The sequence below is a fragment of the Streptomyces sp. NPDC001728 genome (assembly GCF_040297565.1).
GTDB lineage: Bacteria > Actinomycetota > Actinomycetes > Streptomycetales > Streptomycetaceae > Streptomyces.
The window spans coordinates 1-19,640 of the sequence record NZ_JBEOZK010000007.1; the positions used below are offsets into that span (position 1 = coordinate 1).

Here is a 19,640-nt window from a genome sequence, read left to right on the forward strand (position 1 = left end):
CGTCACCGACGGACAGCAGGTTGTTGAAGGTGTTCCATCCGCCACCGATGCGGATGGGGGCGGAGAAGGGCCGCGGCGGCCCACACCCGCTCCGGGGCCTCGTCCCCGCCTCTCCACCTCTTCTCAGCAACACCGCTTCCAGGGAGCTGTTTCCATGAGCGCCGAGACCCCTGCCTCCCAAGGAGTCCGCAAGGAGAACCGGTTCAAGGTCTGGCGGCAGACCCGGCCGTTCTGGGCAGGACTGTTCACCATCCTCGGTGGTCTGCCGATCGCCTACCTCCCCTACGGGGACATGAGGCTCGGCAACATCACCATGGCGATGAAGACGACCGCGGGATCCGGCGCGCTGATCATCGGCGTCCTGCTCGTCACGCTCGGTCTGACGATGTGGTTCCAGCCCATCGTCCGGGTCTTCGCCGGCGTCGCGACGATCGTCCTGGGGCTGGTCTCCATTCCCGTGTCGAACTTCGGTGGTCTGGTCATCGGGTTCCTGCTCGCCCTCATCGGCGGCGGCATGTCCGCCTCGTGGGCGCCCGCGCCACCGGTCGAGGAGGCCGTCGACGCGGAGGGCGACGGCGAGCGCGACCGCGCGTACGAGGACGAGCACGACCGCGAGCCGGCGGAGCCGGCCGGGACCGAGGCCCTGTACGTCGCAGGCGTCCCGGAGCAGCGCGAGGCGGAGCACCACGCGACCGAAACGACGATCGACGCCAACGGCGGGAGGAACAGTGCGGGGTGACGAGAATCAGTCTGCGCTCGCGAAGGAGGGCCCGCGTCACGCGGCCCCGCGCAAGACGCTGCTGAACAGGATCCAGGGCCCCGCGGGCAAGGCGATGGCGCTGGCCGCCATGCCGACCGCTGTGTTCGTGGGGATGGGCCTCACGCCCAAGGTCGCCCTCGCCGACGACAAGGACTTCCCCTTCGCGCCCGGCCCCTGTGTGACCCGCTCCGACGAGCCGGTGACCGACGAGCCGACGAAGCCGGCCGAGACCGCGAAGCCGAGCCCGACGTCGACGGCCTCGGCGTCCCCGACGGCCACGCCGACCACGGGACCGACCGGGACCGCGACGGCCACGCCGACGCCCACGCCGACTTCGACGGAGAGCGGTCAGGCGACGACGCAGCGGACGCAGGAGCGGTCGGGCACGGCGCCGGCCGCGAAGCCGACGGCCACGGCGACACCCACGCCGACCCCGACGCCGACCCCGACGAAGTCGAAGAACCCGCTCGACCCGCTGGGCTGGGGCGACGCCCTGAAGGACCTTCTCGACGGCCCGGACCCGACGGCGACGCCGACACCCACGGCGACACCCACGACGACGCCGCCGGCAGCGGCCCCGACGACCCAGGCGCCCGCTCCGGCCACGACGAAGGCTCCCGCCCAGAAGGCGGCGACCCCCGACGAGCCGAAGGCGACCGCCGATCCGGCCGCCGAGAAGACCAAGGCGGCGATCGAGAAGGCGGCCGAGAAGGCCGGCGTGAAGGTCGAGCAGCTGCCGGACAGCGCCAAGGGCCTCGACGCCAAGAAGGACGAGGACATACCCGAGGGCGCCAAGCCCCGCTTCCCGTGCCCCGAACTCGACGCGAAGGCCCTCGCGGCGGCCGAACTGGAGCCCGGCATCCCGCTGCTCCCGGACGAGTCGTGGCGCCTGGAGAGCTCGCTGCTCACCCTGAGCGGTCTGAAGTACCACGGCATCGTCGAGGTCAGGACGTACGGCGGCAAGACGAAGAAGGTCCTCAAGTTCACCGCGACCTCGGTGGACATCAAGGACCTGCACCAGATGACGGACCACTCCGACGGCCGCACGGCCCATGTGCGCTCCAGGGCGGGTTCGACGTCGACGATCACCGAGGGCACGGTGACGATGTACACCGAGGAGCTGAAGGGCAACCTCATCGGCCTCGTCCCGATCACCTTCAGCGCCCAGTCCCCGCCCCCGGTGGACCTCCCGTGGGTCTTCTTCACCAAGGTGAAGCTCAAGCAGGCAGGACAGTTCGGCGGCACCCTCAGGGTCGAGGACCTCCGCAACACGATCGAACCGAGCTGACCCGGCACCGTCCGGGAGCCGCACACGACGAAGCCCCCGTCCGTATCGGACGGGGGCTTCGTCATGGACCGGGGCGCGTCAGGCGCGTTCGCTGCCGCCCAGGTGGTGGACGCGGACCATGTTCGTCGTGCCCGGGACGCCGGGGGGCGAGCCGGCGGTGATGATCATCGTGTCGCCCTGGTTGTGGCGCTGGAGCTTCAGGAGTTCCGCGTCCACGAGGTCGACCATCGCGTCCGTGTTGTCCACGAACGGGACGAGGAAGGACTCCACGCCCCAGCTCAGGGTGAGCTGGTTGCGGGTGCCCTCGTCCGTCGTGAAGGCGAGGATCGGCTGCTGCGTGCGGTAGCGCGAGAGGCGGCGGGCCGTGTCGCCGGACTGGGTGAAGGCGATCAGGGCCTTGCCGTCGAGGAAGTCCGCGATCTCGCAGGCCGCGCGGGCGACGGAGCCGCCCTGGGTGCGCGGCTTCTTGCCCGGGACCAGGGGCTGGAGGCCCTTGGAGAGCAGCTCCTCCTCGGCCGCGGTGACGATCTTCGACATCGTCTTCACGGTCTCGATCGGGTACGCGCCGACCGAGGACTCGGCCGACAGCATGACCGCGTCCGCGCCGTCCAGGATCGCGTTGGCGACATCGCTCGCCTCGGCGCGGGTCGGACGGGAGTTGGTGATCATCGACTCCATCATCTGGGTGGCGACGATGACCGGCTTGGCGTTGCGGCGGCACATCTCGACGAGGCGCTTCTGCACCATCGGGACCTTCTCGAGCGGGTACTCGACGGCGAGGTCGCCACGGGCCACCATGACCGCGTCGAAGGCCGCGACGACGGCCTCCATGTTCTCGACGGCCTGCGGCTTCTCCACCTTGGCGATGACGGGGACCCGGCGGCCCTCCTCGTCCATCACCTTGTGGACGTCCTTGACGTCGTCGGCGTCGCGGACGAAGGACAGCGCGACCATGTCGCAGCCCATCCGGAGCGCGAAGCGGAGGTCGTCGACGTCCTTCTCCGACAGCGCGGGGACGTTGACCGCCGCGCCGGGCAGGTTGATGCCCTTGTGGTCGGAGATGACCCCGCCCTCGACGACGATCGTCTTGACCCGGGGGCCCTCGACCTCGACGACGCGCAGCTCGACGTTGCCGTCGTTGATGAGGACCTGGTCGCCCTTGGAGACGTCCCCGGGCAGGCCCTTGTACGTGGTGCCGCAGATGGACTTGTCGCCCGGGACGTCCTCGGTCGTGATGGTGAACTCGTCACCGCGGACCAGCTCGACCGGGCCCTCGGCGAAGGTCTCGAGGCGGATCTTGGGACCCTGGAGGTCGGCGAGCACGCCGACGGCGCGGCCGGTGTCCGCGGAGACCTGCCGGACGCGGTCGTACCGCTCCTGGTGCTCCGCCTGGGATCCGTGGCTGAAGTTGAATCGGGCCACGTTCATGCCGGCCTCGATGAGAGCCTTCAGCTGCTCATACGAGTCGACGGCGGGGCCCAGCGTGCAGACGATTTTGGAACGGCGCATGAGGCGGATCCTATCGGTTTGTTTCACTGCGGAATATTCCGACTGGCGGAAAGTACAAATGGGCGCGGGGTCGCTCAGGCGTTCACTCGTTCGAGCCCGCTCTGCTCTGAACGAGCGCGAAGGTCTGGCGGGCGATCTCCAGTTCCTCGTCCGTCGGCACCACCGCGACGGCCACCCGCGCGTAGTCCGGCGAGATCAGCCGCGCCTCGTCGGAACGTACGGAGTTGAGGTCCGCGTCCACCGCCAGACCCAGCTCCTCCAGGCCCGTGATCGCAGCCTCCCGCACCGGGGCCGCGTTCTCGCCGACCCCCGCCGTGAACACCACGGCGTCCACCCGGCCGAGCACCGCGTAGTACGCGCCGATGTACTTCTTCAGCCGGTGGACGTAGATGTCGAAGGCCAGCGCCGCCGCCGGATCGCCCTCGTCCACGCGGCGCCGGATCTCCCGCATGTCGTTGTCGCCGCAGAGCCCGACCAGACCGGACCTCTTGTTCAGGAGTACGTCGATCTCGTCCGCCGACATCCCCGCCACCCGCTTCAGATGGAAGGTGACCGCCGGGTCGATGTCGCCCGAGCGGGTGCCCATGACCAGGCCCTCCAGGGGCGTCAGACCCATCGAGGTGTCCACGCACCGGCCGCCCCGCACCGCCGAGGCGGAGGCGCCGTTCCCCAGGTGCAGCACGATCACGTTCACCTCCTCCGGCGTCTTCCCCAGCAGCTTCGCGGTCTCGCGCGACACGTACGCGTGCGAGGTGCCGTGGAAGCCGTACCGCCGGATCCGGTGCGCGTCGGCCGTCGCCACGTCGATCGCGTACCGCGCCGCAGACTCCGGCATCGTCGTGTGGAAGGCGGTGTCGAAGACCGCGATCTGCGGCAGGTCGGGGCGGAGCGCCATCGCCGTACGGATGCCCGTGAGGTTCGCCGGGTTGTGCAGCGGCGCCACCGGCACGAGCCGCTCGATCTCGGCGAGCACCTCGTCGTCGATCACCGTCGGCTCGGTGAACCGCAGCCCGCCGTGCACCACCCGGTGGCCGATCGCCGCCAGTTCGGGGGAGTCGAGGCCGAGGCCGTCCGCCGCCAGCTCCTCGGCGACCGCCTTGAGCGCCGCCGCGTGATCGGCGATCGGGCCGGTCTTCTCGCGCCTCTCTCCGCCACCGCCCTGGAGCGGGGTGTGCACGAGCCGCGAGGTCTCCTCGCCGATGCGCTCCACGAGCCCCTGCGCCAGCCGACCGCCCTCGCGCATGTCGAGCAGCTGGTACTTCACCGAGGAGGAACCGGAGTTGAGGACCAGTACGCGGGCCGGAACGGTGGCGGACACGGTGGTGGGGGCGGTCATGCGGGGAGCTCCTGACCCTGGGAGGGGACCTGGGACTGGATCGCCGTGATGGCGACCGTGTTGACGATGTCGCTGACGAGCGCGCCCCGCGAGAGGTCGTTCACGGGCTTGCGCAGACCCTGGAGCACCGGGCCGACGGCCACGGCGCCGGCCGAACGCTGCACGGCCTTGTACGTGTTGTTGCCGGTGTTGAGGTCGGGGAAGATCAGCACGGTCGCCTGCCCCGCCACCTCCGAGTCCGGCAGCTTCGTCGCCGCGACCGAGGGCTCGACGGCGGCGTCGTACTGGATGGGCCCCTCGATCCGCAGATCCGGCCGCGCCGCGCGGACCAGCTTGGTCGCCTCCCGCACCTTGTCGACGTCGGCGCCGGAGCCCGAGGTGCCGGTGGAGTACGAGAGCATCGCGATCCGCGGCTCGACGCCGAAGCGGGCGGCGGTGGCCGCCGACTGGACGGCGATGTCGGCGAGCTGCTCGGCGTTCGGGTCCGGGTTGACCGCGCAGTCGCCGTACACGAGGACCTTGTCGGCGAGGCACATGAAGAACACCGAGGAGACGATCGAGGCCTCCGGCTTCGTCTTGATGATCTCGAAGGCCGGGCGGATCGTCGCCGCCGTGGAGTGCACCGAGCCGGAGACCATGCCGTCGGCCAGCCCCTCCTGGACCATCAGCGTGCCGAAGTAGTTGACGTCCGAGACCACGTCGTACGCCAGCTCCACCGTCACGCCCTTGTGGGCCCGCAGCGCCGCGTACCTCTCGGCGAACGAGTCGCGCAGCTCCGAGGTCTGCGGGTCGATCAGCTGTGTGTCCCCCAGCGTGACGCCGAGGTCGGCGGCCTTCTTGCGGATGGTCTCCACGTCGCCGAGCAGGGTCAGGTCGCAGACGTCACGGCGCATCAGCACGTCGGCGGCGCGCAGCACCCGCTCCTCGGTGCCCTCGGGGAGTACCACCCGGCGCCGGTCGGTGCGCGCCTGCTCGATCAGCTCGTGCTCGAACATCATCGGGGTGACCCGGCCGCTGCGGGCCACCGAGACCCGCTTGAGCAGGTCGGCCGTGTCGACATGCCGCTCGAACAGACCGAGGGCGGTCTCCGCCTTGCGGGGGGTGGCCGCGTTCATTTTGCCTTCGAGGGCGAAGAGTTCGGCGGCGGTCGGGAAGCTGTTTCCCGGTACGGAGATGACCGGGGTGCCCGGAGCCAGCCGGGCCGCCAGGGTCAGGATCTCCGCGCCGGGCCGCTCGTCCAGGGTGAGCAGCACACCGGCGATCGGCGGGGTGCCGGCCGAGTGCGCGGCGAGCGCGCCGACGACCAGGTCGGCCCGGTCCCCGGGGGTGACGACCAGACAGCCGGGGGTCAGCGCCTTGAGGAAGTTCGGCAGCATCGCGCCGCCGAAGACGAAGTCGAGCGCGTCCCGCGAGAGCCCCGCATCGTCACCGAGGACGACGGAGGCGCCCAGGGCGTGGGTGATCTGGGAGACGGTGGGCGCGCCGAGCACCGGCTCGTCCGGCAGGACGTAGCAGGGCACGGGCAGCCGGGCGGCCAGCCGCTCGGCGATGGACTCGCGGTCCTCGGCGGCCACCCGGTTGACGACCATCGCGAGGACGTCGCAGCCGAGTCCGTCGTACGCCCGGAAGGCGTTGCGCGCCTCGGCCCGTACGGACTCCGCCGGCTGGCCCTTGCCGCCGACGACCGGGATGACGGAGGCGCCGAACTCGTTGGCCAGGCGGGCGTTGAGCGCGAGTTCGTCGGGGAGCTGGGTGGCGGCGAAGTCGGTGCCGAGGACGAGGACGACCTCGTAGGCGCGGGCCACCGCGTGGAAGCGGTCCACGAGCTGCGACACCAGCTCGTCGGTGCCCTGCTCGGCCTGGAGCGCGGAGGCCTCGTGGTAGTCCATGCCGTAGACCGTGGAGGCGTCCTGCGAGAGCCGGTAGCGGGAGCGCAGCAGGTCGAAGAGCCGGTCGGGGCCGTCGTGCACCAGCGGCCGGAACACCCCCACCCGGTCCACCTGTCGGGTGAGGAGCTCCATGACTCCCAGCTCGACGACCTGGCGGCCGTCACCGCGGTCGATCCCGGTCACGTACACGCTGCGCGTCACGCCGTGGTCTCCTGTCCAGTCCTGCGGAACTCGGGGCCGGCCCCAGTCGTCAACCGGCCGTCCTCAGAAGGCCCCGATAGGGCGGCATTACCCCCTTGACAATACCCCCGCCGATAGTTAAGTCGCCCGCCGGACGAAGGGCCCTGAACCCGGGACGAAAGGCCTCCTCGGAAGCCTCGGGAGGGACGCGCGGAACGGCCGCGAGCGGCCCGGTCAGGTCCGGCGTGTGAGAATTGCGGTGGCTCACAACGGAACGCGACCGAGCAGGAGACACAGCACGATGCGCATCGGAGTTCTCACCGCAGGCGGCGACTGCCCCGGCCTGAACGCAGTGATCCGGTCGGTCGTGCACCGGGCGCTCACCGGCCACGACGACGAAGTCATCGGTTTCGAGGACGGGTTCAAGGGACTGCTCGACGGGCACTACCGCCCGCTCGACCTCAACGCCGTCAGCGGCATCCTGGCCCGCGGCGGCACCATCCTCGGCTCGGCCCGGCTGGAGCGCAACCGGCTCCGCGAGGCCGCCGAGTCCGCCCCCGACCTCGCCCGCACCTACGGCATCGACGTCCTCATCCCCATCGGCGGCGAAGGCACCCTGACCGCCGCCCGGATGCTCTCCGACGCCGGCATGCCCGTCGTCGGCGTCCCGAAGACGATCGACAACGACATCTCGTCCACGGACCGCACCTTCGGCTTCGACACCGCCGTCGGCGTCGCCACCGAGGCGATGGACCGCCTCAAGACCACCGCCGAGTCCCACCAGCGGGTGATGGTCGTCGAGGTGATGGGCCGCCACGCCGGCTGGATCGCCCTGGAGTCCGGCATGGCCGGCGGCGCCCACGGCATCTGCCTCCCCGAGCGCCCCTTCCAGGTGGACGACCTGGTCAAGATGGTCGAGGAGCGCTTCGCCCGCGGCAAGAAGTTCGCCGTCATCTGCGTCGCCGAGGGAGCCCATCCGGCCGAGGGCTCGATGGAGTACAAGAAGGGCGAGATCGACCAGTTCGGCCACGAGCGCTTCCAGGGCATCGGCAACCAGCTCGCCGTCGAGCTGGAGCGGCGCCTCGGCAAGGAGGCCCGCCCGGTCATCCTCGGTCACGTCCAGCGCGGCGGCACGCCGACGGCGTACGACCGGGTGCTCGCCACCCGCTTCGGCTGGCACGCGGTGGAGGCCGCGCACCGCGGTGACTTCGGCCGGATGACGGCGCTGCGCGGCACGAACATCGAGATGGTGCCGCTGGCGGAGGCCGTGACCCAGCTCAAGACGGTCCCGGAGGACCGCATGCTCGAGGCGGAGTCGGTGTTCTAGTCGGCCGGCCGTCTCGGCGGACGGGTCGACCGGTCCGCCGTTCGGCCCTTCGACCGGTCCGCCGTTCGGCCCTTCGGCCGGGCCCTTCGACCGGTCCGCCGTTCGGCCCTTCGGCCCGACCTGTCCCGGATCCCGACCGGGACCCCGGCGGACCCGAGTGGCCCCGACCGTCCCCTCGTGGACGGTCGGGGCCCCTTCTGCGTGCCCGGCATCACCTCCGGAAATGCCGGATTCCACTCTTGAGCCGGAGGGCGCGATCAACAAGGCTTGGGGCCTGTCCCGGACATGTCCCATACCCGTCCGGCGGAAGGGAGACGCGCGGATGAGCCCGGGGGAGCACGCCCCTGACCCGCGGGAGGCACGGACGCCCGCCGAGTTCCTCGCGCGGCTCCAGGCCCTCAAGGACTGGTCGGGCCTGACCTACCGCGATCTGTCGGCGCGGGCGGAGGCGCGGGGGGACGTCCTGCCCCGGTCCACCGTGGCCGACATGCTGGCCCGCGCGACCCTGCCCCGCGAGGAGCTGCTGACCGTCTTCGTCCGCGCGTGCGGGGCGCCGCCGGCGGAGCTGGCGCACTGGCGGACGACACGGAGACGGCTGGCGGGGGTACGGGGGGAGGGGGAGGCGGGCGCGGATCCCGAGGACGGCGTGAGCCCTGATGCGGGTGCGGGTGCGGGTGCGGCTCCGGGTGCAGGCCGTGGCGGTACGGACACGGGGGCGCCCGGCCCCTCGGCCTCGCCGGAAGCCTCCGGGGTGCCCGACGCCTCGGACGGGCCCCGGCCGCCGGATGCACCCTGGCCCTCGGACGGCCCCCTGCCCCCGGACGTTCCCGGTCCCGACCACCGTCCGCCCTCGCCCGTCTGGCCCGTGGGGCCCGATCCCCAGGGCTCCCCCGACCCCGCCCCGTCGCGGATACGGCGCGCCCTCGTCGCCGTCGTCGCCGTGGCCGGGCTCGTGCTCGCCGGGGTCAGCGTGGTCGCGTTCCTGCGCGACGGGCGCACCGGGCCCGCCGGGCAGCCGCCCCGTACCCCCGTCGCCTCCGCCTCCGCGCCCGCCGCCGGGGACGTACGCATCCGGGTGACCGGCACCGGCCTCTGCCTCGGGGAGCGGCGCGGCACCCGGACCGGGCAGGTCCACCAGGTGCCCTGCGCCGAGCCGGGCGTGCCGCTCTACTCGCTGGTGGCGGTGGGCGCCGGCCGGTGGAGGATCGCCTCGGACCACCCGGACCTCGGCCCCGGCTGCTCGGGCATACCGTCCGGCGGGCGCGTCCCCGGTGCCGCGTACGAGGACTCCGAGTGCGGCGATCCGAGCCGGGTGGAGACCTTCGCCCTCGAACCGTACGGCCGTCCCGTCCGGGGCCACCGGATCGTCCCGGTCGGTTCCGCGACGCCCGGCAGCTGCGTCACGGTCACCGGTGACCGTGACGCGGCCTGGGCGCCGCTCGCCCAGGCGCCCTGCGCGCCGGACGCCGCCGGCCAGCTCTTCACCTTCGAGCGCCGGGACTGACCGGGCCGGGCGGCGCGGCGGCTACGGGGCCTCGACGAGCCGGGCCCTGAGCGCCGTCACCACCGCCGGGTCGAGCCCGACATGGCCGGTGACGTACGCGTCCACGGAGCCGTACCGCGCGCGCAGGTCTTCGAGGAACAGCCGGATGATCTCGGCGGGCGCCCGGCCGTACCCCGGCCAGCGCGGCTCCCGGCCGGGGTGCGCCGCCCGCCAGTCGGCGATCAGCCGCTCCGTGGCGAGTTCGGTGAGCGCGAAGTCCGCGAGGATCTCCTCGTCCGGGACGCCGAGGAGGGCGAGGACGACGGCCGCGAGCAGACCCGTACGGTCCTTCCCCGAGGCGCAGTGGAAGACGAGCGGTCCGTCGGCCTGGGCGATGACCTCCAGGGCCGTACGGAGCTCCGCCGCGCCGTCCTCGGCGACCTCGGCGAAGCGGTCCGCGAGGTAGCGCCAGGGGTCGAGCGCGGGGTCGATCTCCGCCTGGTCGTAGGGGCGGTGCTCGATGGAGAGGTTGTGCCAGTCGACGCCCGCGGTCTCCGGCAGGCGGCCCTTGGCGGCGATCTCCCACGGGTAGCGCAGGTCGATCACGGTGGCGACGGCCAGCGCGCGGAAGCGTTCCTGGTCATCCGGTCCGGCGTCCGCGAGCTTGGCGAGGGAGTCGGAGCGGTAGAGGGTCTCCCACCGCACGGTCCCGCCGTCGGCGGTCCGATAGCCGCCCAGGTCACGGAAGTTGTGGAGTCGTTCGAAGGGTATGTGTCGTCTCACGACGCCAAATGTACGGAGCCGCGCCGGCTCAGGCGCCCGTGGCCGCCCAGAAATGGCCGGTGATCCCGTCCAGGTACGCGCGGCCCTCGTCGCCGGTCGCGGCCGAGGCACCCCAGCTGCTGGTCGCCGCCATCCGGGCGTGGTACTCGGTGTGCAGCCGCTGGAGCGCGGACTCCACGGTCCGCTTGGGCAGCGGCAGCATCTTCACCGCCGGTTTCACGTACGCCTGCCAGCGCGTGGTCGCGGCGTCGCGCAGCAGCTCGGCGAGACGCTCGTCGCCGCCGGTCGCGGTGATCAGGGCGCGCGGGCCGAGGCCGAGGACCTCGGCGAGGGCGGCCGTCTGGCGTTCGGTGCCGCGCCAGCGCCCCTCGTCCTCCATCCGCTGGTACGCCTGGGCCGAGAGCCCCACGTGCCGGGCCAGCTCGTCCGCCGTGAGCCCGCGCGCCATGCGGTGCTCGCGCAGGCTGGAGGCGGCGGCCATCAGCTCGGCGGGGGAGCACCACAGCACACCCGCGAGGGCGGTGAGTTCCTGCTCGCCGGGGACGGCGCGGCCACGTTCCCAGGCGAGGACGGTGTCGGGGTGGACGAGGAGGCCGTACTGCGCGCGGAGGCCGTACGCGACATGGCCCGGGGCCATGCCGAGGCCCTCGCGGAGCCGACGGGCGGCCAGGGCGTCGAAGGGCGGGGAGGGTTGGTGCACCCGGCCACGGTAGTGCGGAGGGTGACGGCCGGCTACGGTGCGTTCCGCCAACGTGCGAGGTCGTAGGAACGTGGGAACCGATCAGTAACCGCGGTTCCCGCCGTCCAGCCAGCGGTACTGGAGCTCGGGCCGGCCGATCTGGCCGTACTGCGGGGCGCGTACCGCCCGGCCCCCCGTGACCAGGTGTTCCAGATAGCGGCGGGCGGTGATCCGGGAGATCCCGACGGCCGCTCCGGCCTCGGCGGCGGTGAGCCCGGCGGGGGCGGCCCTGAGGCCACGGGTGACGGCCTCCAGAGTGGGCGCGCTCAGGCCCTTCGGGAGGGTCGCGGGGTGCGGGGCCCGCAGGGTCGCGAGGGCCCGGTCCACCTCGTCCTGCCCGGAGGCCTCGCCGGCGGAGGCCCGGAACTCGGCGTACCGGGCGAGCCGGTCCCGGAGGGTCGCGAAGGCGAAGGGCTTCAGGACGTACTGGACGACGCCGAGGGAGACGCCCTCCCGTACGACGGCGAGGTCGCGGGCGGAGGTCACGGCGATGACGTCGGCGGAGTGCCCGGCGGCGCGCAGCGCGCGGAGCAGCTGGAGGCCGTGGCCGTCGGGCAGGTACAGGTCGAGCAGGATCAGGTCGACCGGCGTCCGGTCGAGCACGCGCACGGCGGCGGCGCGGGAGTGGGCGACACCGACGACGGTGAAGCCCTCGACGCGCCCGGTGTAGAGCGCGTGGGCGTCGGCGGCGACGGGATCGTCCTCGACGACGAGAACACGGAGGGGCGCGACACCACTCATGCGGACACCTCGGTGGTGCGGTTGTCGGTGCTGGGGGTACGGGGGGAGCGGGCGCCCGGGCGGGGGCCGACCCGTGCGGGTGCGTGTGCCTGTGCGGGCGCGGGTGCCGGTGCGGTGCCCGCCAGCGGCAGCCGGACCGTGAACTCCGCCCCGCCCTCCGCCCCGCCCTCCGCCGCGTCCGTGACGTCCAGCGTGCCCGACGCGCGGGAGACCGCCTGGCCGACCAGGGCCAGGCCGAGGCCCCGGCCGGGGCCCCGGGTGGTCCAGCCGCGGCCGAGTACCGCGTCGCGGTCGGCCGGGCGGACGCCGGGGCCGCTGTCGCCGACCCGGAGCAGCAGCTCGCCGTCGCCCGTCCGGGCCGCCACGGTGACCGTCACCCGCGCGTGCGGGGTGCCGCCCGCCGCCTCCACGGCGTTGTCGATCAGATTGCCCAGGATCGTCACCAGGTCACGGGACGGCAGCGTCGCCGGGACCAGGCCGTCGTCGATCCGGCTGTCCTCGGTGAGGACCAGCTCCACGCCCCGCTCGTTGGCCTGCGCCGCCTTCCCGAGCAGCAGTGCCGCGAGCACCGGTTCGCCCACGGCGTCGACGACCCGGTCGGTCAGCGCCTGGGCGAGCTCCAGCTCCGCCGTCGCGAACTCCACGGCCTCCGCCACCCGGCCCAGCTCGATGAGCGACACCACGGTGTGCAGCCGGTTCGCCGCCTCGTGGGCCTGCGAGCGCAGCGCCTCCGTGAACCCCCGCTCCGAGTCCAGCTCGCCGGACAGCGTCTGCAGCTCGGTGCGGTCCCGGAGCGTGACGACGGTGCCGCGCCGCTCCCCGCCCACCACCGGGCGGGTGTTGACGACGAGGACCCGGTCGGCGGTCAGATGGGTCTCGTCGACGCGCGGCTCCGAGGACAGCAGCGCGCCCGTCAGCGGCGCGGGCAGGCCGAGTCCGGTCGCCGGCCGGCCGACGGCCCCCTCGTCCAGGCCGAGCAGCTCCCGCGCGCCGTCGTTGATGAGGGCGATCCGCCGCTGCCCGTCGAGCATCACGAGCCCCTCGCGCACCGCGTGCAGCGCGGCCTCGTGATAGTCGTGCATCCGGCTCAGCTCCGTCGCGTTCATGCCGTGCGTATGGCGGCGCAGCCGCGCGTTGACCACGTACGTGCCCGCGCCGCCGAGCGCCAGCGCCACGCCCGCCATGCCTAGCAGGGCGGTGACCTGCTCCCGTACCTGCTCGCTGATCTTGTCGATGGTGATGCCCGCGCTGACCAGCGCGACCACCCGGCCGCCGCCGTCGAAGACCGGCGCCACCGTCCGTACGGAGGGGCCGAGGATCCCGAGGTGGGTCTCGGAGTACGGCCGGCCGGCCCGCGCCTGCTCGATGTGCCCGAGGTAGGTCCGGCCGATCTGCTCCGGCTCGGGGTGCGTCCAGCGGGTGCCGTCCGGGGCCATGATCACCACGAACGCCACGCCCGCGTGGCGGCGCAGCGACTCGGCGTACGGCTGGAGGGCCGCCGTCGGGTCGGCGGAGCGGGCCGCGGCGACCACCGAGGGGGAGTCGGCCACGGCGGCGGCGGTCGCCGTCGCCTGGCGCCGCGCGGTCTCCTCGGCCTGCGCCCGGTCCGTGACGTACGCGAAGACCGCGCACCCCGCCACGACGACGGCCACCAGCACGACCTGCATCGCGAAGAGCTGGCCGGCCAGGCTGCGGGGGCGGGGAAGGGGGAGACGCATGCGGGTAAGTGTGCACGCCGGAATTTGCTCCTGAGCATTGCGTTCCCGAATCGTTCCCTTCCCGTACGGGCCTCCCGACGTTTCGGCCGTGAACGAAACGTACGCAACGGTGACCCCGGTCACAGGCTGATGGATAGTCGCGGAGTCCACCGGGACGTGGACACCCATCAGCACGAGGAGGACCCCGTGGCCGCACGCCGGGACCGTACCCACTATCTGTATCTGGCCGTCATCGGCGCCGTACTGCTCGGCATCACGGTCGGGTTCCTGGCCCCGGGCGTCGCCGTCGAGCTCAAGCCGCTGGGCACCGGATTCGTCAACCTGATCAAGATGATGATCTCGCCGATCATCTTCTGCACGATCGTCCTCGGCGTCGGCTCGGTGCGGAAGGCCGCCAAGGTCGGCGCCGTCGGCGGACTCGCCCTCGGCTACTTCCTGGTCATGTCGACCGTCGCACTCGCGATCGGCCTGGTCGTCGGCAACATCCTGGAGCCCGGATCCGGCCTCCACCTCACCAAGGAGCTGGCCGAGGCCGGGGCCAAGCAGGCGGAGGGCGCGAGCGAGTCCACGCCGGACTTCCTGCTCGGGATCATCCCCAAGACCATCGTCTCCGCGTTCACCGAGGGCGAGGTCCTCCAGACCCTCCTGGTCGCGCTGCTCGCGGGCTTCGCCCTGCAGGCCATGGGGTCGGCCGGCGAGCCGGTCCTGCGCGGGATCGGGCACATCCAGCGGCTGGTCTTCCGCATCCTCGGCATGATCATGTGGGCGGCGCCCGTCGGCGCGTTCGGCGCGATCGCCGCCGTCGTCGGCGCGACCGGTGTCGACGCGCTCAAGTCGCTGGCCGTCATCATGATCGGCTTCTATCTGACCTGCGCGATCTTCGTCTTCGTCGTGCTCGGCGCGATCCTCAGGCTGGTCGCCGGGATCAACATCTGGTCCCTGCTGAAGTACCTGGGCCGTGAGTTCCTGCTGATCCTCTCCACCTCGTCCTCCGAGTCGGCCCTTCCCCGGCTCATCGCGAAGATGGAGCACCTGGGCGTCAGCAAGCCGGTCGTCGGCATCACCGTGCCGACCGGCTACTCCTTCAACCTCGACGGCACCGCGATCTACCTCACGATGTCCTCGCTCTTCGTCGCCGAGGCGATGGGCGACCCGCTCTCGCTCGGCGAGCAGATCTCGCTGCTCCTCTTCATGATCATCGCGTCGAAGGGCGCGGCGGGCGTGACCGGCGCCGGTCTCGCGACCCTCGCGGGCGGTCTCCAGTCGCACCGGCCCGACCTGGTCGACGGCGTGGGCCTGATCGTCGGCATCGACCGCTTCATGAGCGAGGCGCGCGCCCTCACCAACTTCGCGGGGAACGCCGTGGCGACCGTGCTCGTCGGCACGTGGACCAAGGAGATCGACAAGGCGCGGGTGACGGAGGTGCTGGCGGGGCGGGTGCCGTTCGACGAGAAGACGCTCGTCGACGAGCACGCTGCGGCGGTGCCGGTGCCGGATCAGCGGGCCGAGGGGGGCGAGGAGAAGGCGCGGGCCGGGGTCTGACGGCGGGTCCGACGGGTGGGTGGGGGCGGGGCGGGGGTTCTTTTCCCCACCCCGCCCCTTCCCGAGCCGGGGCTCCGCCCCGGACCCCGGTCCTATGGCGCCGGGTGCGCGGCCCGAGGACCCGGCGTGCGACGGCGGCCGGGCGCGGGGTGTGGCAGACCTGGTCGACGACGACGTCGAAGGTCCGGCCGCCCAGCGCGCGTTCCAGCGCGGCCTCGTCGTCCCGGTCGGCGATCGGCCGCCTCGCACTGACTCCTTGCCTTGACGTCGGCGTCAAGCCGTACGGTCGGGGACATGCGCATCGGAGAGCTGGCCGAGCAGGCGGGGACCACCACGCGGGCCCTGCGGTACTACGAGTCCCGCGGTCTGCTGACCGCCCGGCGTACGGAGCGGGGGTACCGCACGTACGACGAGGACGACCTGCGGCTGCTTCAGCAGATCAGGACCCTTCAGGACTTCGGGTTCGAGCTGGAGGAGACGCGGCCGTTCGTCGACTGCCTGCGCGCGGGGCATCCGGCGGGGGACTCCTGTCCCGCGTCGATCGCCGTCTACCGGCGGAAGGTCGCCGAGCTGGACGGGCTCATCGAACAGCTCCAGGCGGTACGCGCCCAGGTGGGCGCCCAGTTGCTGCGGGCCGAGGCGGAACTGCCGCACGGCCCGGAGCCCCGGTGCGAACTCGAAGCGGTGACGGATACGGAGGGGTGACGGAGTTGACGACGTACACGGAGAGCGTGGCCGAGGTCACGGACGCGGACTTCGGGACGGAGGTGCTGGGGGCCGGGCTGCCGGTCCTGGTGAAGTTCACCGCGGAGTGGTGCGGGCCGTGCCGGCAGCTGAAGCCGGTGCTCGCGGCCATCGCGACGGAGGAGGCGGCCCGGCTGCGGATCGTGGAGATCGACGTGGACCGCAACCCGGAGACCGCGCTGCGGTACGGGGTCCTCGCCACCCCGACGATGATGGTCTTCCGGGCGGGGGAGCCGGTGAAGTCCCTCGTGGGCGCCCGGCCGAAGCGCCGTCTGCTGGCGGACCTGGAGGACGTCCTCGGGTAGCCCCGGCGCCCGGAGCTTCCGCAGGGCGTACGGAAATACCCCGACTAGAATTGACAGTCGGGGTATTTGCTCGCGTATATTAATGGGTTCCGTGTCCGGCACGCCATTCAGGCACACCGAAAACACGGAGAAGTTCAATAAACGCACTGTATCGCGCCGGGAGTCGAATTGTCAACCGAGGAATTTCGGAACGAACAGCAATTCATCACCGATCTCTACGCACGGCTCGACGTCCTGCGGGACGAGGCCGAGGCCGCCGTCGAGCGCGCCCTGCGCACCCCCGGGGTCGGCAGCAACCAGGGCCGTCTCGAACGGGACGTGATGGTCGCCGAGCAGTCCGGGCTCCTCGCGGCGTTCAACGCGGGCGAGAGCGGGCTCTGCTTCGGGCGCCTGGTCTTCAAGGACGGCCCCGACCACCACATCGGCCGGCTCGGCATCCGCGAGGACGACCCGAACCGCACCCCGCTCGTCGTGGACTGGCGCGCCGAGATCGCCCGCCCCTTCTACCTCGCCACCGGGTACGAGCCCATGGGGCTCTCCCGTCGCCGGCACATCACCACCAGGGGGCGCGAGGTCGTCTCCCTCCACGACGAGGTGCTCGACCTCGCCGACGCCACCCGCACCGGTCACGAGAGCCGCGACGCCGACGAGGTGCTGCTCTCCGCGCTCGACGCCGCCCGCACCGGCCGGATGCACGACATCGTGCAGACCATCCAGGCCGAGCAGGACGCCATCATCCGCTCCCCGCACCGTGGGGTCCTCGTCGTCGAGGGCGGCCCCGGCACCGGCAAGACCGCCGTGGCGCTGCACCGGGCCGCGTACCTCCTCTACGCGCACCGCGAGCAGCTCGCCAAGCGGGCCGTCCTCATCGTCGGCCCCAACCCGGCCTTCCTCGGCTACATCGGCAACGTCCTGCCCTCGCTCGGCGAGACCGGCGTCCTCCTCGCCACCCCCGCCGAGCTGTTCCCCGGCGTCCGCGCCACCGGCACCGACACCCCCCGCGCCGCCGCCGTCAAGGGCGACCTCGCGATGGCCGGGGCGCTCGCCGCCGCCGTACGGGACCGCCAGCAGGTCCCCGAGCGCGGCGAACCGCTCGTCGTCCCGCACGAGGACGGCGACCTCGTCATCGACTGGGACATGGCCCTGGAGGCCCGGCACAAGGCCCGTGAGACGGCCCTCCCGCACAACCTGGCCCGCCCCTACTTCGTCTTCCGGATCCTCGACGCGCTCGCCGAGCAGCTCGCCGACCGGATCGGCGCCGACCCCTACGGCGGCCCCAACTTCCTCGGCCCCGACGACATCGCCCTGCTCGCCAAGGGCATCGCCGGCAACCCCGAGGTCCACGCGGCGATCGACACCCTCTGGCCCGTGCTCACCCCGGGGGAGTTCCTCGCCGGCTACCTCGCCGAGCCCACCCACCTCACCGAGACGGACGCCGGCGAGATCCGCCGCGACGGCGGCCCCTGGACCCCCGCCGACGTGCCCCTGCTCGACGAGGCCGCCGAACTCCTCGGCGAGGACGACTCGGCCGTCCGCGCCGCCGAGGAGGCCGAACGGCAGAAGCAGATCCAGTACGCGCAGGGCGTCCTCGACGTCTCCTACGCCTCCCGCACCTACGAGTTCGAGGACAAGGAGGAGTACGACAAGGACGCCTCCGAGGTCCTCTCCGCGCACGACATCATCGACGCCGAGCGCTTCGCGGAGCGCCACGAGGAGGCCGACCACCGCACCGCCGCCGAGCGGGCCGCCGCCGACCGCACCTGGGCCTTCGGCCACATCATCGTCGACGAGGCGCAGGAGCTCTCCGCGATGACCTGGCGGCTCCTGATGCGCCGCAGCCCCAACCGCTCGATGACCCTGGTCGGCGACCCCGCCCAGACCGGCGACCCGGCCGGCGTCGGCGCCTGGGAACGCATCCTCGCCCCCTATGTGGAGGACCGCTGGGAACTGGTGCGCCTCGGGGTCAACTACCGGACGCCCGCCGAGATCATGGCGGTCGCCGCCGAGGTGCGAAGGGCCGACGACCCCGGGTTCCGGCCCCCGAGTTCGGTGCGCTCCACCGGGGTCGAGCCCTGGGACCGTACGGTCGAGGACCCGGTGAAGGAGGCCGCCGACGCGGTGGCGGCCGAGCTGCGCGCCGAGGGCCGGATCGCCGTGATCGCCCCGCCGGAGCTGCTCCCCGGCCTGGTCGCCGCCCTGCCGGAGGCCGCGTACGGACCGGCCCCCGACCTCACCCGGCCGGTGGTGCTGCTCGACCCCCGGCAGGCGAAGGGCCTGGAGTTCGACACCGTCCTCGTCGTCGACCCGGAGGGCATCGTCGCCGGCGCCGCCCACGGCACCAACGACCTGTACGTGGCGCTGACCCGGGCGACCCAGCGCCTCGGGATCATCCGCTCCGCAGCGCGCAGCTGAACAGCGGCTCGCCTGCCTGGTGGCCGGTGACCCGGACCGACCCCGCCGTGCTCCCGGGCTCCGCCCGGAGCAGGCAGGGGCCGCCGTCGAACTCGGCGTACCGGTGGAAGGCGATCCGCAGTTCGGCCGGCACGAAGGGGCGGGGCCAGGCGGCGGCGGTGGCCGCCTGCCGGGCGGCTTCGAGGAAGAGCATCCCCGGTATGTGGTCGTTGGGGCGCTGGAAGAGGGTGGGGTGGCCGGTGTCGACGACCAGTTCCCAGGCGTCCGTCCGGTCGCCCGGGGCGAGCAGCACGTCCTCGGGTCTGGTCCGGCCGGTCCGGTCCGCCGGGATCCGGCGGGCGTCCGGTCCCGGCCGTACGACCCCGGGCTCGACGTGTCCGCCGCGCAGTCTGCGGTAGGCCCCGGGGCCGGCGAACCGGGCGTCGGCCCCGCCGGTCGCGACGACGCCCGCCGCCCGGCGCACGGTCCACTCGACCCGCATGCGACTCAACTCCCCTCCCCTGGAGGTGAGTTCGGTGAACCAGACCTCGATGTCGACGTCCTCGCCGGCCACCGCGAGCCCCGCCGGGTCGCAGGAGAGGGAGATCTCGCCGAGCAGGATGTGCCGGGTCAGCGGCATGCCGTGGGCCGCGTGCAGGAGGGCCATCGTGGCCTGCCGCAGCGTCTCCACGACGAGCAGCGGGTCGTGACACCGCTCGTCGCCCCGGCCGAGCGGGGCGAAGAACGGGTGGTCGGCGGGCCAGGTGGCCCGTACCGCGAAGCGGTCCCGCCCGTCGAGCGGTCGCCACTCGACGGGGAAGGTGTCCTCGCCGCGCGCCCGGTGGCAGAGCTGCGGCGACAGGGGCCGCTCCACGGTCTTCTGCATGGTTGTCCCCACTCGTCCG

At 72.7% G+C, this 19,640-nt stretch carries 16 protein-coding genes and 1 pseudogene; 8 read left to right on the plus strand and 9 right to left on the minus strand.

The genetic code is table 11. The annotated features are described in order from the left end of the window. The first annotated feature begins 154 nt into the window (after positions 1-154). Entirely contained in the window at positions 155-739 is a 585-nt protein-coding gene (locus ABT154_RS12855; RefSeq protein ID WP_351856440.1) for a DUF6114 domain-containing protein, read from the plus strand. Then, positions 729-2,048, plus strand: a complete 1,320-nt coding sequence (locus tag ABT154_RS12860) for a hypothetical protein (protein WP_351856442.1) — start codon at positions 729-731, stop codon at positions 2,046-2,048. The genes ABT154_RS12855 and ABT154_RS12860 overlap by 11 nt, the downstream gene beginning before the upstream one ends. Positions 2,049-2,126: 78 nt before the next feature. Here the strand turns inward: ABT154_RS12860 and pyk are convergent, their stop codons facing one another. The 3 genes from pyk to pta form a co-directional block, all read right to left on the minus strand. Beyond that, positions 2,127-3,557: a pyruvate kinase gene (gene pyk, locus ABT154_RS12865; protein WP_351856444.1), complete on the minus strand. Its 1,431-nt coding sequence runs from the start codon at positions 3,555-3,557 to the stop codon at positions 2,127-2,129. A gap of 82 nt (positions 3,558-3,639) precedes the next feature. After that, entirely contained in the window at positions 3,640-4,893 is a 1,254-nt protein-coding gene (locus tag ABT154_RS12870; protein ID WP_351856445.1) for an acetate kinase, read from the minus strand. Then, entirely contained in the window at positions 4,890-6,983 is a 2,094-nt protein-coding gene (gene pta / locus ABT154_RS12875) for a phosphate acetyltransferase (RefSeq protein WP_351856447.1), read from the minus strand. Before pta ends, ABT154_RS12870 begins: the two co-directional genes overlap by 4 nt. Positions 6,984-7,263: 280 nt before the next feature. Here pta and ABT154_RS12880 point away from each other — a divergent pair, with 280 nt between their 5' ends. After that, positions 7,264-8,289 (plus strand): ATP-dependent 6-phosphofructokinase, encoded by a 1,026-nt coding sequence (locus ABT154_RS12880; protein ID WP_351856449.1) that lies wholly within the window; start codon positions 7,264-7,266, stop codon positions 8,287-8,289. Positions 8,290-8,611: 322 nt separating this feature from the next. After that, positions 8,612-9,793, plus strand: coding sequence for a helix-turn-helix domain-containing protein (locus ABT154_RS12885; protein WP_351856451.1), 1,182 nt, complete (start codon positions 8,612-8,614; stop codon positions 9,791-9,793). Between the two features lie 21 nt (positions 9,794-9,814). Here the strand turns inward: ABT154_RS12885 and ABT154_RS12890 are convergent, their stop codons facing one another. The 4 genes from ABT154_RS12890 to ABT154_RS12905 form a co-directional block, all read right to left on the minus strand. Beyond that, positions 9,815-10,555 carry a tyrosine-protein phosphatase gene (locus ABT154_RS12890; protein WP_351856453.1) on the minus strand — a complete coding sequence of 247 codons (741 nt, stop codon included), beginning with the start codon at positions 10,553-10,555 and terminating at the stop codon, positions 9,815-9,817. Between the two features lie 28 nt (positions 10,556-10,583). Further along, the gene (locus ABT154_RS12895; protein ID WP_351856858.1) at positions 10,584-11,192 is read right to left on the minus strand and encodes a helix-turn-helix transcriptional regulator; all 609 of its coding nucleotides are present in this window, start codon (positions 11,190-11,192) and stop codon (positions 10,584-10,586) included. 144 nt (positions 11,193-11,336) lie between these two features. Beyond that, positions 11,337-12,035, minus strand: coding sequence for a response regulator (locus ABT154_RS12900; protein WP_351856455.1), 699 nt, complete (start codon positions 12,033-12,035; stop codon positions 11,337-11,339). Then, complete coding sequence (locus tag ABT154_RS12905; RefSeq protein ID WP_351856457.1) at positions 12,032-13,753, minus strand: sensor histidine kinase; 1,722 nt, start codon at positions 13,751-13,753, stop codon at positions 12,032-12,034. Before ABT154_RS12905 ends, ABT154_RS12900 begins: the two co-directional genes overlap by 4 nt. A gap of 129 nt (positions 13,754-13,882) precedes the next feature. On the opposite strand from ABT154_RS12905, the gene ABT154_RS12910 reads away from it, so the two are divergent. Further along, positions 13,883-15,295, plus strand: a complete 1,413-nt coding sequence (locus ABT154_RS12910) for a cation:dicarboxylate symporter family transporter (RefSeq protein ID WP_502969492.1) — start codon at positions 13,883-13,885, stop codon at positions 15,293-15,295. Positions 15,296-15,389: 94 nt separating this feature from the next. Here ABT154_RS12910 and ABT154_RS12915 read toward each other — a convergent pair. Next, positions 15,390-15,530: pseudogene (locus tag ABT154_RS12915) on the minus strand (reductase); the annotation flags it as partial. A gap of 59 nt (positions 15,531-15,589) precedes the next feature. On the opposite strand from ABT154_RS12915, the gene ABT154_RS12920 reads away from it, so the two are divergent. From ABT154_RS12920 to ABT154_RS12930, 3 genes are all read left to right on the plus strand, one after another. Then, positions 15,590-16,000 carry a MerR family transcriptional regulator gene (locus ABT154_RS12920; protein WP_351856461.1) on the plus strand — a complete coding sequence of 137 codons (411 nt, stop codon included), beginning with the start codon at positions 15,590-15,592 and terminating at the stop codon, positions 15,998-16,000. Between the two features lie 5 nt (positions 16,001-16,005). Next, the gene (locus ABT154_RS12925; RefSeq protein WP_351856860.1) at positions 16,006-16,344 is read left to right on the plus strand and encodes a thioredoxin family protein; all 339 of its coding nucleotides are present in this window, start codon (positions 16,006-16,008) and stop codon (positions 16,342-16,344) included. A gap of 168 nt (positions 16,345-16,512) precedes the next feature. Beyond that, on the plus strand, positions 16,513-18,756 hold the full coding sequence (locus ABT154_RS12930; RefSeq protein ID WP_351856463.1) for a HelD family protein: 2,244 nt from the start codon (positions 16,513-16,515) through the stop codon (positions 18,754-18,756). Here ABT154_RS12930 and ABT154_RS12935 read toward each other — a convergent pair. Next, positions 18,731-19,621 (minus strand): ScbA/BarX family gamma-butyrolactone biosynthesis protein, encoded by an 891-nt coding sequence (locus ABT154_RS12935; RefSeq protein WP_351856465.1) that lies wholly within the window; start codon positions 19,619-19,621, stop codon positions 18,731-18,733. The two genes, ABT154_RS12930 and ABT154_RS12935, sit on opposite strands and share 26 nt — an antisense overlap. Positions 19,622-19,640 lie beyond the last annotated feature (19 nt).

Bases quoted from the DNA above. Each gene is read 5' to 3' on its own strand.
- ABT154_RS12910 (WP_502969492.1), top strand. From the start codon at position 13,883: ATGGATAGTCGCGGAGTCCACCGGGACGTGGACACCCATCAGCACGAG.
- ABT154_RS12905 (WP_351856457.1), bottom strand. From the start codon at position 13,753: ATGCGTCTCCCCCTTCCCCGCCCCCGCAGCCTGGCCGGCCAGCTCTTC.
- ABT154_RS12895 (WP_351856858.1), bottom strand. From the start codon at position 11,192: ATGGCCCCGGGCCATGTCGCGTACGGCCTCCGCGCGCAGTACGGCCTC.
- ABT154_RS12935 (WP_351856465.1), bottom strand. From the start codon at position 19,621: ATGCAGAAGACCGTGGAGCGGCCCCTGTCGCCGCAGCTCTGCCACCGG.
- ABT154_RS12880 (WP_351856449.1), top strand. From the start codon at position 7,264: ATGCGCATCGGAGTTCTCACCGCAGGCGGCGACTGCCCCGGCCTGAAC.
- ABT154_RS12870 (WP_351856445.1), bottom strand. From the start codon at position 4,893: ATGACCGCCCCCACCACCGTGTCCGCCACCGTTCCGGCCCGCGTACTG.
- ABT154_RS12920 (WP_351856461.1), top strand. From the start codon at position 15,590: ATGCGCATCGGAGAGCTGGCCGAGCAGGCGGGGACCACCACGCGGGCC.
- ABT154_RS12900 (WP_351856455.1), bottom strand. From the start codon at position 12,035: ATGAGTGGTGTCGCGCCCCTCCGTGTTCTCGTCGTCGAGGACGATCCC.
- pyk (WP_351856444.1), bottom strand. From the start codon at position 3,557: ATGCGCCGTTCCAAAATCGTCTGCACGCTGGGCCCCGCCGTCGACTCG.
- ABT154_RS12855 (WP_351856440.1), top strand. From the start codon at position 155: ATGAGCGCCGAGACCCCTGCCTCCCAAGGAGTCCGCAAGGAGAACCGG.
- ABT154_RS12885 (WP_351856451.1), top strand. From the start codon at position 8,612: ATGAGCCCGGGGGAGCACGCCCCTGACCCGCGGGAGGCACGGACGCCC.